The sequence below is a fragment of the Lentzea sp. NPDC036949 genome (assembly GCF_055608075.1).
Window position 1 is genome coordinate 406,236 of the sequence record NZ_JBVJRA010000002.1, and the last position, 14,820, is coordinate 421,055.

Consider the following 14,820-nt stretch of genomic DNA (forward strand, 5'->3'; position numbering starts at 1 on the left):
GGCAGGGCAAACGTGATGACGTGACTGCTCGGCTGCGGCGTTCGTCGCCACCACAGGGGAGGTGCCGGCGTTTTGGCTCCAGGACCACTCTCGGCTGACCAGCTGCGACTGCTCCAGCGGCGACTGGACGAGGCGGGTGTCGGCGCGGCGCCCGCACCGATCCCGCGCCGCCCCGCCGGGGAGACGCGGAGCCCGGCATCCCCTGCCCAGGAACGGCTTTTCTTCTTCGAGCGGATGAACCCCGGCAGCCCGCTCTACGTCGTGGCCGGTGCGCTCAGGATGCACGGCGAGCTCGACCTCGCCGTGCTGCGGGAGACGGTGCGCCGGCTGGTCGACCGGCACGAGGCCCTGCGCACGGGCCTTGAGGTCGACACCGACGGCGCTGTCGTCCAGGTCGTGCACCCGCCGGAGGCAGTTCCGGTCGAGCTGCCGGTCCGCGAGGTGACCGCGGACGAGCTGTGGGACGAGGTCGGCCACACCTGCCGCCGGCCCTTCGACCTCGCCGGGCCGAGCCTGCTGCGGCCGGCGCTGTTCCGGGTAGGACCGGCCGAGTGGTACCTGGTGCTGTGCGTGCACCACATCGTCGTGGACGGCTGGTCCCTCGGCGTCCTCGCGGAGGAGTTCGCCGTCGTGTACGGCGCGCTGCGCGGCGGACAGCTCCCGGTGCTGCGGCCGCTGCCGATCCGGTACGCGGACTTCGCCGCCTGGCATCGCGACCACGTGTCCGGTGACGCGCTCGCCGGGCAGGTCGAGTACTGGCGCGAGCAACTCGCCGGTGTGCGGCCCTTCGCTCTGCCGGCCGACGTCACGTCCGGCCCAGGACGGCCGTTCTCCGGCGGAGACGTGCCGATGTCGCTGCCCGCGGACCTCGTGGACGGCATGCGGCGGCTCGGTGAGGCCGAGGGCGCCACGCTCTACATGGTGCTGGCCACGGCCTGGGCGGTCGTGCTGTCGCGGTGGGCGGACCGCTCGGACGTGGTGTGGGGCACCGCCATCGCCGCGCGCACCAGGACGGAGCTCGAAGGGCTCGTCGGGTTCTTCGTGAACACGCTGGCGCTGCGGGTGGACGTGCGGGCCCCGCTGACGTTCCGGGAGCTGCTCGGCCGGGTGCGCCGGACGTGCCTCGACGCCTACGCGCACCAGGACCTGCCGTTCGACCAGCTCGTCAAGGTGGTCCGGCCGGACAGGGACGCCACGGGCCGCTCGCCGGTCGTGCGGCACCTGCTGGTGCTGCACAACACCCCGCCCGCCACGGCGCAGCTGCCCGGTATCAGCATGGACGTGGTCCCGGTGCACACCGGCACCGCCAAGTTCGAGCTGGAGATCGAGCTGTCCCCGGCTGCCGACGGCGGGCTGACCGGGTTCGTGGAGTTCGCCGCGGACGTCCTGGCGGAGTCCTCGGTCCGGCGGCTGGTGGGCGCGCTGACCGAGGTGCTGCGCGCCGGCGTGGCCGACGCCGGGTGTCCGGTGTGGAGACTGCCGCTGGCCCCGGTGGAACGGCACGCCCAGGCCGGTCGCATGCACCTGCTCGACCGGTCGCTGACCGAGGTGCCAGCGGGTGTGGTCGGCCAGGTGTTCGTCAGCGCGGCCGAGGCGGGCGAGGGGTTCGCGGGACGTCCCGGCCGCACGGCCGAGCGGTTCGTGCCGGACCCGACCGGGTCGGGCACCCGGTTGTACGCGACCGGGCTGCGGGCCCGGCGCACCGCGGCGGGAGCACTGGAGTTCCTGGCACCCGCCGTGGACGACGAGCCGCGGCGGGCGGTGGAACACCCGGTCGAGCCGCGTCAGGAGAAGGTCGCCACCCGCACCGAGACCGAGCGCGTGGTCGCGGGCATCTGGGCGGAGCTGCTGGACGCCGACGACTTCGGCGTGCACGACGACTTCTTCGACCTCGGCGGACATTCGCTGCTCGCCGTGCGGATCCTGCACCGGATCCACGCGGCCTGCCACGTGGAGCTGGAGCTCGTCGACTTCTTCGAAGCGGGCACCGTCGCGAACGTGGCGGCCCTGGTGGAGAAGGCGACCCCGGCCAGGCCCACGAGATCCATTCCCAAGCTGGACCGCGCGCGGTTCCGGGCGGATGACGACAGGAGCGACCATGGGGCTGAGTGACCCCGCAGATCTCGTCGAGCTGCTGCTCGCGCGGGCGACCGGGCGACCGGACGCCGTCGGCTACGTGTTCACCGACGGCGACGGCTCCGAGCTCGCGCTGACCTACCGCGAACTGGACGCCGCCGCGCGGGGCGCCGCCGCCGCGCTGCAGTCCGCCGGGGTGGCACCCGGCGACCGGGTGATGCTGCTGCACCCGCCCGGCGCGAGCTACGTCACCGCCTTCTTCGGCTGCCTGTACGCCGGGGCGGTCGCGGTCCCCGTGTACCCGCCGACGAACCGCGCGGGCATCGCGCGGGTGCTCGCCGTGGCCGAGGACTGCGCCGCGACCGTCGCCACGACCGACGAGGCGATCCTGCCCGCGGTGCGGGAGCGCCTGGGCGACCTGCCGTTGCGCTGGCTGGTGCCCACCGGCGAGCCGGCGGGCTGGTCCAGGCCCGCGCTCACCCCGGACACCGTCGCCTTCCTCCAGTACACCTCGGGCTCCACGGCGACGCCGAAGGGCGTGCTGCTGAGCCACGGCAACCTGCTGCACAACTCGGCGGTGATCTCCGGCGTGCTCGAACCGGACGAGCACACCCGCAGCGTCAGCTGGTTGCCGCCCTACCACGACATGGGCCTGATCGGCGGAATCCTGCAGCCGCTCCACAGTGGATTCCCGGGCATGCTCATGTCCCCCATGGCCTTCCTGCACCACCCCGTCCGGTGGTTGCGCGCCATCAGCGAGTTCGGCGCCTCGGCCAGTGCCGCACCGGACTTCGCGTACGCGGAGTGCGTGCGCCGGGTCAGCGACGAGGACCTGGCCGGGCTCGACCTGAGCGCCTGGCGGCTGGCCCTGGTCGGCGCGGAACCCGTGCGCGCCCCGACGTTGCGCGCGTTCGCCGAGCGCTTCGGGCCGGCCGGCTTCCGCGCGGAGGCGTTCCTGCCCTGCTACGGCCTCGCGGAGGCGACGCTGTTCGTGGCCGGTGCCGCCGCGTCGGCGCTGCCGGTGGAGCTCACCGTGGACCGTGCCGAACTGGCCAGGGGCAGCGTCGTGCCGGCCGGGTCCGGGGCGACGCTGGTGGGCTGCGGCACCGCCAGGGGCACGGACCTCGTCGCCGTGGTGGACCCGGCCACCGGCCGGGAACGCGCGGCCGGTGAGGTCGGTGAGATCTGGGTCAGCGGTCCCACGGTCGGCGCGGGCTACTGGGCCAACGAGGACGAGACGCAGCGCGTCTTCCGCGCCCGCCTCGACGGGTCCGACCGGGACTGGCTGCGCACCGGCGACCTCGGGTTCCGGCGCGACGGCGAGCTGTTCGTGACCGGGCGGCTCAAGGAGCTGATCGTCATCCGGGGCGCCAACCACTACCCGGCCGACATCGAGCAGTCCGCCGCCACCGCCGGTCCCGGTCTGGCCGCCGGCCGGGCCGCCGCGTTCGCCGTGGACGACGGCGAGACCGAACGCGTCGTCCTGGTGCACGAGGTGGCCAGGGGGTTCACGACCGACCAGCCGGCCGAGGTGGCGGCGTTGAGCCGCGCGGTGCGCGAGGCCGTCACCCGCGACCACCTGCTCGAACTGGCCGATGTGGTGCTGGTGCGACCGGGTTCGGTGCCCAGGACCTCCAGCGGCAAGGTCCGCCGGACCGCGTGCCGCGAGCAGTACCTCGCCGGGACGCTGGCGGCCCTCGCCGCGGAACCCGCCGGACCGGCCCAGCCGAGCGAGCCCGCGCCCGGCGCCGCGGACCCGATCACCCGGCTCGTCGCCGAGGCGCTCCAGCTCGACCACGCGTCGCTGGACCCCGACCGGCCGCTCGTCGGCCAGGGCCTGGACTCCCTGCGCGCGATCCGGCTGCGGTCCGCGCTGTTGTCCGGCCACGACACCGATGTCGAGCTGGAGTGGCTGCTGAGCGAGGCGACCCCCGCGGCGGTCGCCTCCGCGTCCCGCGGCCTGCGGGAAAACACCCCCGTTTCCCGGCTCGCCGACGGCGTGGTGGCACCGGCGTCGTTCGGGCAGGAGCGCCTGTGGCTGCTCGACCAGATCGGCGCCGGGGCCGCGTACCACATCGCCGGCCGGGTCGACTGGGACGACGAACCCGATGTCGAGGCCGTGCGTTCCGCGCTGCGTGCACTCGTGGCCCGGCACGACGCCCTGCGCACCGGGTTCCGCCTGACGTCGGAAGGCCGCCTGGAACAGGTCGTGCACGCCGACGTCGAGTTCGACGTGGCGGTCCGGCAGGTGCCGGACGAGACGGCGCTCGACGAGGAGTGCCGGCGGGTGGCCGAGGAGGAGTTCGACCTCGCCGCACCCCCGTTGGTGCGGGCGACGTTGGTCCAGGTCACCGCGACCGGTCGGTGGGTGCTCGCGCTCTGCGTGCACCACACGGTCGCCGACGGCGAGTCGGCCGGTGTTCTGGCGCGCGAGCTGAACACCCTCCTCGCCGCCGGCCCGTCGGCGTTGCCGGAGCTGCCGGTCCGGTACGCGGACTTCGCGGCCTGGCAACGGGACCAGGTCTCAGGTGACGCGGTGGCCGGGCAGGTGGCGCACTGGCGGGAACGACTGGCCGGTGCCGTGCCGCTGGAGCTGCCGTCCGACGCCGCGGCGGGTGCCGACCGCTCGTTCGAGGGCAGCGCGCTGCCCCTCATCGTTCCCGCCGGGCTGATGGCACAGGTGCGGCAGCTGGCCGCCGCCGAGCAGGTGACGCCGTTCATGGTGCTCGCCGCGGCCTGGGCGGCGGTGCTGTCGCGGTGGGCTGACCAGAAGGACGTGGTCATCGGCACGGTCACCGCCGGTCGCTCGCGCCCCGAACTGGCCGGGGTCGTCGGTTTCTTCGCCAACACCGTGCCGCTGCGCGTGGACCTGGGCGGCGAGCCGACGTTCCGGGAGCTGCTCGGCCGCGTCCGCGAGACGTGCCTGGCCGCCTACGCGCACCAGGACCTGCCGTTCGACCAGATCGTCCGCGCTGCCCGCCAGGACCAGGACTTCTCCGACCGGCTGTCGATCGTGCGCACCATGCTCGTGCTGCGGGAGGAGCTGCCGCCGGTGGTCCCGGCGGGCCGGATCTCCCAGCTGCACACCGGGACGGCGCAGTTCGACGTGCGGATCGAGCTGGCGGCGGCCCCCGGCGGTGACCTGAGCGGCCGGCTGGAGTACTCCACCGACGTGCTGGGCGAGCTGACCGCGACCGGCCTCGGAGAGGCACTGGTGGAGCTGCTGCGCGCCGGGACCGCCGACGCCGGGCAGCCCGTGTCACGACTGCCGGTCATGTCGGCTGCGGCGTTGTCCCGCACCACCTCGCTGGGCGACGGCGGTCCGTTGCGGCCCGAGTTCGACACGGCCGTCAGCTGGTTCGAGGCGGTGGTGGACCGGTGGGGCGACGGCATCGCCGTCGTCGAGGACGGCGGTGACCAGCTGTCGTTCCTGGACGTGGAGCGGCGCGCGAACCAGCTGGCCCGGTGGCTGGGCGACCACGGCGTCGGGCGCGGCTCCCGCGTCGGCGTCTGCCTGGAACGCGGGCAGCACCTCGTGATCGGGGTGTGGGCCATCTGGAAGGCCGGGGGCGTCTACCTGCCCCTGGACCCGGACAGCCCGGCCGAGCGGCTGGCGGGCATGATCGCCGACGCCCGCCCGGCCGTCGTGCTGACCTCCTCGGCGGCGCGGAAGGTGGTGCCGCCGGACATCCGCTCGGTGTGCCTGGACGACCCGGCGGTGAGTGCCGAGGTGGCCGCACGGCCCACCACCCCGCCCGGGGTGGTGATCGGCCCGCTCGACGTGGCGTACGTGCTGTTCACGTCCGGCTCGACCGGGAAGCCCAAGGGCGCCACCAACACCCACGGCGCACTGGTGAACCGGCTGGAGTCCTACCGGCACCGGCTCGGACTGGACTCCAGCCAGGTGCTGGCGACCAAGACCCCGATCGGGTTCGACGTCTCGGTGCCCGAGCTGGTGTGGCCGCTGCTGCACGGGGCGCGGCTGGTGCTGGTCCAGCCGGGCGGGCACCGCGACGCGGCGCACCTGCACGAGGTCTTCGACCGCCACGGCGTGACGATGTCCAACTTCGTCCCGTCGATGCTGCGGCCGTTCCTGGAGCACGAGCACCCCGGCGGGCACCCGGCGCTGCGGCTGGTGGTGTCCTGCGGCGAGGAGCTGCCCACCGCGCTGGCCACCGACTTCCTCCGCACGTTCCCCGGTGTGCGGCTCCTGAACACCTACGGGCCCGCCGAGGCCGCGGTCGAGGTGATCACGCACGAGGCCACCGGACCGTTCGGCGCGCGCGTGCCGCTGGGCCGTCCGCTGGCGGGCGTCACGCTGTTCGTGCTCGACCGGTCGATGTCGCCGGTGCCGCAGGGCATGGTGGGCGAGCTGTACGTCGGCGGCGTGCAGGTCGGGCACGGCTACGAGGGCCGGCCGGACCTGACGGCGGCGCGGTACGTGCCGAGCCCGTTCGGCGACGGCGAGCGGCTGTACGCGACGGGCGACCGCGCGCGGTGGACCGACGGCGGGCTGCTGGAGTACTGGGGGCGCAACGACTTCCAGGTGAAGGTGCACGGCCAGCGGGTGGAGCTGGGCGAGATCGAGGTGGTGCTGCGGGAGTGCGAGGGCGTCGCCGACGCCGTCGTCGTCGCGGTGCCCGACCAGTACGGCGACCGGTTCCTCGCGGCCTACCTCGTCGCGAAGGCCGAACGCCCTGCCACCGAGCAGCTGCGCGCGGTCCTCGGTGAGACCCTGCCCAAGCACATGGTGCCGGCCGTGTTCACGTGGCTGGACGCGATCCCGTTGTCGCCCAACGAGAAGGTCGACCGGGCCGCGCTGCCGCCGGTCAGCCTGGAACGCAGCGCCGAGACCGCCTACGTCGAGCCGAGGGACGCCCTGGAGGGCCAGCTGGCCGAGATCTGGGCGGAGGTCCTGGGCGTCCCGCGCATCGGCGTGCGGGACAGCTTCTTCGACCTCGGCGGGCACTCGCTGCTCGCGACCAGGGTCGTCACCCGGATCAGGTCGGCCCTGCGGGTGGAGCTGCCGCTGGCGGACCTGCTCACGACCGACCCCACGGTGGAGCGCCTCGCCGACCGCATCCGCGAACGCCGGGTGCAGCAGGCGTCCAGGGACGACCTGCGCGAGGTCCTCGCCATGGTCGCCACGCTGTCGGACGAGGAAGTGGCCGCGCGGCTGGCCGAGGAGCAGGGGAGCGTCGGATGAGCCCCGGACGGTGGCGGGTGGACGGTGGTGTCGGGAGCGTGCCGGACTTGTGGGGTGCCTCCGGGCGCGATGACGATGCCGTGAGCACATCGGACCGGCCTGTCTGGGGTGAGCGATGACCGGGCGATCACGTGAGGTGGCGGCCGAACCCGCCACGACGTTCCAACGTGGACTGTGGTTCCTCGCGCGGATGGACCCGGGCAGTCCCGCCCACAGCTTCTCGGCCGGCTGGCGGCTGAACGGGGCCCTCGACGTCGAGGCGCTGCGGAAAGCGTTTTCCGCGCTGCGGTCGCGGCACCGGGCGCTGCGCACGCGGTTCGCCGAGGTGGCCGGTGCGCCGATGCAGGTCGTCGACGAACCCGCCGCGGACTTCGCGCTCACGCACGAGGTGGTGGACTCGGAGGACGAGGCCGCCGAGGTGCTGCGGGCGTTCGCCCGGCAGCCGGTCGACCTCGCCGACGGCCCGGTCCTGCGGGCCGCCGTGGTGCGGTGCGGTCCGGACACCCACCTCCTCGCTGTCGTGGTCCACCGGATCGCCTTCGACCAGTGGTCCGAGCACCTGCTGACCCGCGACCTCGCCGCGCTGTACGCGGCGGAGGTGACCGGTGCGGCACCGGCGCTGCCACCGATCGCGGAACGCGGGCACGAGGAGCCCGGTGACCACGAGGAGGCGCGGCGGTACTGGGAGGACCGGCTGGCCGAGTGCCCCGTGGGGCTCGACCTGCCGCGGCTGAGCCAGGAGAGCGGCGACCGCGCGGCCACCCACGGCATCGACGTCCCCGCCGTGGTCGTGGCCGCGGTGGCCCGCCAGGCCGGATGCCCGGCGAGCAGCGCACTCCTGGCCGTGTGGGCGTTGCTGTTGCGCCGCTACAGCAGGCAGACCGACATCATGGTCGGCACGAGCTCACCGGACCGCGACGGCACCGACGACATCGGCTGCCACCAGCACGTCCTCGCGCTGCGCCTCGACGTCACCGGCGACCCGGTGTTCCGCGACCTGGCCGAGCGGGTGCACGGCACGCTGGGCGAGGCCGCCGCCCACCGCGCGCTCGGGTTCGACGAGGTGGTCAAGGTGGCCAGGCCGAGCCGCCGCGGCCGCCGCGACTCCCTGTTCGAGGTGTGGTTCGAGGCCACCGGCGAGGACTCGGCCCTGGCACTGCCGGGGGTGCGGGCCGAGCGGCTCGCGCTCGACCCGGCCGCCGTCAGGTACCCGCTGGCACTGACCGCCCGCCGCGAGGGTGACGTGTGGCGGCTGACGTTCGACTACGCGGCGGGGGAGTTCTCCGCCGGCACGATCACGGCGATGGCGAGGCACCTCGACCGGCAGCTCGCACAGATCGCGGCGGGCGCGCAGGTGCCGGTGACGCGCATCCCGTTGCTGACCGGCGAGGAGCGCGCCGCGCTGATCGCAGGCCGCAGCGCCGGACCCGTCCAGCCGGAGCCGGGCACCACGCTGCTCGACCTGTTCGAGGCGCAGGTGGTGGCCGCACCGGACCGGGTCGCGGTGCGCCTCGGCGAGACCGCCCTGACCTACGCCGGGCTCGACGCGAGCGCCAACCTGCTGGCCCACCGCCTGCGCGCGGCGGGCGTGCGGCCCGACGTCCGCGTCGCCCTGTACCTGGAACGCGGCCTGGAGATGGTCGTGGCCGTGCTGGGGGTGCTCAAGGCCGGCGGCGCCTACGTGGCCATCGACCAGCGCAACCCGGCGGACCGGATCGGCACCGTGCTGTCCGAGGTGGCCGCCCCGGTCGTGCTGACGACGCTGCGGTCGCAACACCGGCTGCCCGCGACCACCGCCGAGGTCTGGCCGTTGGACGGCATCCACGCCGAGGCGGGCAAGCCGACCGGCCCCGGCAGCGGCCTCGACCCGCAGGACGTGGCCTACGTGACGTACACGTCGGGCTCGACCGGGGGGCCGAAGGGGATCGCCATGCCCCACCGGGCCGTGGTCAACCTGCTGGCCTGGCAGGCCGGCCACTACCGGATGACCACGGACGACCCGCCGCGGACGCTGCAGTTCGCGTCACTGGCCTTCGACGTCTCGGTGCAGGACATGTTCTCGACCTGGCTGGTGGGCGGCGAGGTCGTCCTGATCACCGACGACGAACGGCTCGACCTCGCACGGCTGCACGGCGTCCTGGACGCCCAGGGCGTCCGGCGCCTGTTCATCCCGGCACCCGCCCTGCACCAGGTGGCGGCGGGCTACCGGGAGGCCGGCACGACACCGGCCGCGCTGCGCACCGTCATCTCCGGGTCGGAGCAGTTCATGGCCACCCCGGACGTCCGGCAGCTGAGCACCGTCCCCGGCATGTCCCTGCACAACGAGTACGGGCCGTCCGAGACCCACGTCGTCACGTGCTACGACCTGCCGCGGGACCACGAGCAGTGGCCCACGCCCGTACCGGTCGGCACACCGATCGCCAACGCGAGCGTGTACCTCCTCGACGAGCACGGCGAGGTCGTCCCGGACGGCGTGATCGGCGAGATCCACATCGGCGGCGCCGGCCTGGCCCGCGGCTACGTCGGCAAGCCCGGCGTCACGGCCGAGAAGTTCGTGCCCGACCCGTTCGCCCGTGAACCCGGCCGCCGCATGTACCGCACCGGCGACCTGGGCCGCTGGCGGCCGGGCGGCGAGCTGGAGTTCCTCGGCAGGGCCGACTTCCAGGTCAAGGTCCGCGGCTTCCGCGTGGAGCTCGCCGAGGTCGAGAGCGCCCTGGAGACCCATCCCCAGGTCGGTGAGGCGGTGGTGCTGGTGCGCACCGCCCCGGCCGGTGACGCCCGCCTGGTCGGCTACGTGAGCCGCGTCGGCCCCGGCACCCCGGACCTCGCCCGGCTGCTGCGGACCCACGCCGCGACCAAGGTCCCGGACTACATGGTGCCCTCCAGCGTGGTGGTGCTGGAACGGCTGCCGCTCACGGCGAACGGCAAGGTCGACCGCCGCGCCCTGCCCGACCCCGACTGGGACGCACCGCAACGCCCCGCGCGCGCACCGCTGAGCACCCCGACCCAGCGACGGGTGGCCGAGATCTGGTCGGCGGCGCTCGGCGTGGCGGAGATCGGCGCCGACGAGGACTTCTTCGACCTCGGCGGCCACTCCCTGCTCGCCGCGCAGGTGCTCGCGCAGGTGTGCTCGTCGTTCGCCGTCGACATCCCGCTGCACGCGCTCTTCGAACACCCCACCACCGCCGAGTTCGCCGAGGTGGTGGAGACAGCCGCTGCGAGCCAACGACAAGGAGGCGTGTCCGTGACCCTGTCAACCGAGGTGTCCAGGCAGTACGCCGAGGACGGGTACTTCCTGCGCGAACGCCTCTTCACGGTGGACGAACTCGCGGTGCTGCGCGACCAGGCCGAGGCGGAGTTCGGCCGTCCCGGCCCGCACCGGACGATGGAGGAGGCCTCCGGAAGGGTCCGCGCGGTGCACGGCGTGCACCTGACGAACGAGGTGTTCCACGACCTCGTCCGCGACCCCCGCCTGCTCGGCCCGGCGAGCGAGCTGCTCGGCGACGACGTCTACGTCCACCAGTTCAAGATCAACGCGAAACACGGCCTCGGCGGCGGCATCTGGGAGTGGCACCAGGACTTCATGTTCTGGCAGCGCGAGGACGGCATGCCCCGCCCCGACGCGCTCAGCGCCGTGGTGTTCCTCGACCCCGTGACGGAGTTCAACGGCCCCCTCTACCTCGTCCCCGGCTCGCACCAGGGCCTCCTGCCGGTCACCTTCGACGAGGAGGAGGACTGGGCGTCCACGCTGTCGGCGTCGCTGAAGTACCAGATCGACCCAGTGGCCCTCGGCAAGAGCATGAACGACAACGGCATCGTCGCCCCGCTCGGCGACATGGGCTCTGTCCTGTTCTTCCACGGGCAGCTGCTGCACGGCTCGCCGCCCAACATGTCCGCGACCGACCGCAGGCTGCTGATCATCACGTTCAACTCGGTCCGCAACGCCCCGCGCCCGCAGGACCAGACCCGGCCGGAGTTCCTCTCCGCACGGGACGCGACACCGCTGCGCCCGGTCGTGCCGGTCTCGTCCTAGCCCGTCCCGCCGCTGGAGCGGGGGAGCGGCCACCGCCGTTCCCCGTTCCAGCGGTGTTCTACGCGTCGCGGTCCCCGAGGAGGTCCAGCAGGCCGCTGCCCCGCTCGGTCAGCCGGTAGACGACGTGCCGCCCGGACCGCGTCCGGCTCACCACGCCCGCCTGGCGCAGCACCGCCAGATGCGCGCTCACGGTGCCGAGCGAGAGGTCCAGCACCGCCGCCAGCTGAGTGCTCGTCGCGGGCGTCCTGAGCTCCACGGCCACCCGTGCCCGACCGGCTCCCAGCAGCACGGACACCGGGTCCGAGTGGGCGCGCTCGGGCTGGACAGCGGCCCCGCGCGCGGGGTACACCAGCGCGTACCGGCCGGGACGCTCACAGGTCCACGAGCCCTGCCGGGCCGTGTACGGGACGAAGACCAGGCCGTGGTCGCCGATGTCCCGATCGCTCCAGCTCTGGTTGCTGAACCGGATCGCGTCGGGCTCGACCCACACCGAACGCCGGGTCATGCCCTTCACCGCGCGCTGCCAGCCGTGCGCGGCGACGAGCTCTGCGCGGTAGGTGATCTCCCGTTCGATCACCGCGTGCCTGCGCGGCCAGTCGCGTTCGACGAACCGGTGCCAGCCCTCCTCCAGCACCGCGGCGATCCGGGACCCGGCACCGCCGGCCGGCAGCCACGCGCCGGTCGTGGAGCAGCCCGTGGAGGCCGCGGCGTCCTCGATCGTGGCCAGCACCTCGGCGTCGGACTGAGCGGCCACCTCGGCGAGCTCGTCGGCCAGGCGGGTGTCCACACCGCCGGACGGCGGGACCGAGACCACGTCGGGGAACCACTTCGTGGCGGAGACCAGGCCCAGGAGCCCCGCGGCGACCGCGTTGCCCGCGAGCCACGAGCGGTAGGCGGGCAGGTTCTCCGAGTGCCACCGCGCGAGCCACGGCCAGGCGCAGGGCCGGTGCAGCGCGATCAGCGACCCCACGGTCTCCGCGAGCGGCGACACGGCGAAGTGCGAGCGCGCCAAGCCGGTGGCGCTGAGGCGCAGGAGCGTCAACGTTGCGCCTTTCGTCGCAGAGCTGGAGATCCCGGAACCGGCACTGCGAGCCTCGCCCGGTGAAGATGATCGACTCTACCGTCCTCCGGCCACCGTTCAGGGGGTTCCTCGCCGCCCGCACCGTCTCCCTCCTGGGCTCCTCGATGTCGTCCGTCGCGCTGGCGCTCGGCGTTCTCGGGGCCACCGGACGCGCCACCGACCTCGGCATCGTGCTGGCGGCCGGGATCGGTCCTCAGCTCGTGCTCCTGCTCGTCGGCGGTGCCGTGGCCGACCGGTTCTCGCGCAGGACCCTGCTGGTCCACGCCAACCTCGGGGCCGGACTGACGCAGGCGGGCGTCGCCGCGATCCTGCTGTCCGGCACGTTCGACCTGCTCCCCGTGTCCCTGCTCGCGGTGGCGCACGGCGCACTCGAGGCGTTCGCGTCGCCCGCCCTGCGCGGCATCGTCCCCGAGCTCGTCGCACCGGAGGACCTGCACCGCGCCAACTCCGCGCTGTCCCTGAGCCGCAACGTCAGCCGGGTCGCGGGCCCCGCCCTCGCCGGCGTCATCACGGCCGTCGCCGGCGGCGGCTGGGCCGTGGCCGCCGACGCGCTGAGCTTCCTCATCGCGGCCGCGCTGCTGTCCCGGTTGCCGAGGTCCGGACGGGTCAGCGGCGCGCGCGGCAGCCTGCTGCCCGACATCCGGGCGGGCTGGCGGGAGTTCAGGTCGACCACCTGGGTGTGGGTCACGTCGCTGGCGTTCTTCGTCGTCAACCTCGCGAACGTCGGCCCCTGGCAGGTGCTCGGCCCGACGCTCACCAGGGAGGACGGCGGCGACGCGGCGTGGGGTCTGGTGCTGAGCGTGCGCGCGGCCGGCCTCGTCGCCATGAGCCTGCTGATGTACCGCCTCGTGCTGCGCAGGCCGTTGCGTGCGGGAATGGTCGCGGCGGCCTTCGGCGCGCTCCCGCTGTTCGCGCTGGGCGCGGACGCCGGTCTGCCGGTGCTGCTGGTCTGCGTCTTCGTCGGCGCGATGGGGTTCACGGTGTCCGGGGTCACCTGGGACACCGCGTTGCAGCAGAACGTGCGCCCCGAAGTCCTCTCCAGGGTGTCTTCCTACGACGACCTGCTGTCCTTCGGCGCGATTCCGATCGGGCTGCTCGTGGTGGGACGAGCAGCGGCCGAGTGGGGTGCGCGGACGGTGGCGCTCGCCGGCGGGGTCGCGTTCGTGGCCGCGGCGCTCGTTCCCCTGCTCAGCCGGTCGGTCCGCGACCTGCGCGCGACCCCAGCAGACCGCGGCCGGCGAGGTTTTCCATCAGCGCGGTGATGCCGAACGCCCAGTCCTCCGCGTCCTCGGCCGTGTTCACGACGTTCGTCAACGCCCCCAGCCGTGGCGAGGAGATGCGCACGACGTCCCCGACCTTGTGCGTGAACCCCTCACCGGGCTGGTCCCGGTCCTCGGTCGGGGCGAACATCGTGCCGGTGAACAGCACGAACCCGTCGGGGTAGCGGTGATGGGCACCGAAGGCGTGGGACACGAGGTCCTCCAGCTCCCGGCTGATCTCGGAGACCGGGTTCACGCCGTGCAGCTCGAACCCGTCGGGCCCGGTGATGTCCAGGGCGATCTCGGTGGCCTTGGCGTCCGCGAGCGTGAACCCGTCGTCGAACAGCCGGAGGAACGGCCCGACGGCGCAGGAGCCGTTGTTGTCCTTCGCCTCGGTGAGCAGCAGGGCACTGCGCCCCTCGAAGTCGCGCAGGTTGACGTCGTTGCCGAGCGTCGCGCCGACCGGCTTCCCGCGCGAGTCCACGACCAGGACGAGCTCGGGCTCGGGGTTGTTCCACTCCGAGCGGGCGAGAACGCCGACGTCGGCGCCCAGCCCCACCGCCGAGAGCACCGGCGCCTTGGTGAAGATCTCGGGGTCGGGCCCGATGCCGACCTCCAGGTACTGCGACCACAGCCCCTCCGCCTGCAGCACCCCCTTCACCTCCGCGGCCTGGGCGGACCCCGGCCGCAGGTGGGAGATGTGGCCCCGCACGGCCGCACCCACCTTCGCGCGCACCTCCTCGGCCCGCGCCGGGTCCCCGTCGGCGCGCTCCTCGATGACCCGTTCGAGCATGCTGCGCACGAACGTCACGCCGGCGGCCTTGAGCACCTGCAGGTCGACCGGCGCCAGGAACCGGGGGACGGCACCGGCGGCCCGGCTCGCCGTGGCCGCCAGCACCTCCGCGAGCGGCCACGACGTGCCACCGGGGTGCGTCCTGACGACCTCCACCGCGTCCGGCCGTTCGAGCAGCGCCGACACGGTCGGCGCCACCGGCGACAGGTCGACGACCTCCTCACCGCGGACCGCCACGACCGAAGGGCCGCTCACGGACGGGTCGAAGACCCTCCCGGCCAGCGTGGCGTCCGCTGCGTCGCCGGGGAGGACGTCGGCTGCGGTGAGCGAGATCCCCATGGGAACCCTTCCTGCTGCGGTGGCCGGGTCTCT

General features: G+C 73.9%; 6 protein-coding genes. 4 read left to right on the forward strand and 2 right to left on the reverse strand.

Going from position 1 to position 14,820, the window contains the following annotated elements; translation table 11 throughout:
* Positions 1–72 precede the first annotated feature (72 nt).
* The 3 genes from ACZ7CD_RS07840 (at position 73) to ACZ7CD_RS07850 (ending at position 11,315) form a co-directional block, all read left to right on the forward strand.
* On the forward strand, positions 73–2,112 hold the full coding sequence (locus ACZ7CD_RS07840; protein WP_470378569.1) for a condensation domain-containing protein: 2,040 nt from the start codon (positions 73–75) through the stop codon (positions 2,110–2,112).
* Entirely contained in the window at positions 2,099–7,282 is a 5,184-nt protein-coding gene (locus ACZ7CD_RS07845; RefSeq protein WP_470378570.1) for an amino acid adenylation domain-containing protein, read from the forward strand. The genes ACZ7CD_RS07840 and ACZ7CD_RS07845 overlap by 14 nt, the downstream gene beginning before the upstream one ends.
* Before the next feature lie 115 nt (positions 7,283–7,397).
* Entirely contained in the window at positions 7,398–11,315 is a 3,918-nt protein-coding gene (locus ACZ7CD_RS07850; RefSeq protein ID WP_470378571.1) for an amino acid adenylation domain-containing protein, read from the forward strand.
* 58 nt (positions 11,316–11,373) lie between these two features.
* Here ACZ7CD_RS07850 and ACZ7CD_RS07855 read toward each other — a convergent pair whose 3' ends face one another.
* Positions 11,374–12,357 carry an ArsR/SmtB family transcription factor gene (locus tag ACZ7CD_RS07855; RefSeq protein WP_470378572.1) on the reverse strand — a complete coding sequence of 328 codons (984 nt, stop codon included), beginning with the start codon at positions 12,355–12,357 and terminating at the stop codon, positions 11,374–11,376.
* Between the two features lie 65 nt (positions 12,358–12,422).
* Here ACZ7CD_RS07855 and ACZ7CD_RS07860 point away from each other — a divergent pair, with 65 nt between their 5' ends.
* Positions 12,423–13,658 carry an MFS transporter gene (locus ACZ7CD_RS07860; RefSeq protein WP_470378723.1) on the forward strand — a complete coding sequence of 412 codons (1,236 nt, stop codon included), beginning with the start codon at positions 12,423–12,425 and terminating at the stop codon, positions 13,656–13,658.
* On the opposite strand, the gene ACZ7CD_RS07865 is transcribed toward ACZ7CD_RS07860, so the two are convergent.
* Complete coding sequence (locus ACZ7CD_RS07865) at positions 13,585–14,787, reverse strand: fumarylacetoacetate hydrolase family protein (RefSeq protein ID WP_470378573.1); 1,203 nt, start codon at positions 14,785–14,787, stop codon at positions 13,585–13,587. The two genes, ACZ7CD_RS07860 and ACZ7CD_RS07865, sit on opposite strands and share 74 nt — an antisense overlap.
* Between the last annotated feature and the right edge of the window lie 33 nt (positions 14,788–14,820).

Bases quoted from the DNA above. Each gene is read 5' to 3' on its own strand.
- ACZ7CD_RS07845 (WP_470378570.1), top strand. From the start codon at position 2,099: ATGGGGCTGAGTGACCCCGCAGATCTCGTCGAGCTGCTGCTCGCGCGG.
- ACZ7CD_RS07850 (WP_470378571.1), top strand. From the start codon at position 7,398: ATGACCGGGCGATCACGTGAGGTGGCGGCCGAACCCGCCACGACGTTC.
- ACZ7CD_RS07860 (WP_470378723.1), top strand. From the start codon at position 12,423: ATGATCGACTCTACCGTCCTCCGGCCACCGTTCAGGGGGTTCCTCGCC.
- ACZ7CD_RS07865 (WP_470378573.1), bottom strand. From the start codon at position 14,787: ATGGGGATCTCGCTCACCGCAGCCGACGTCCTCCCCGGCGACGCAGCG.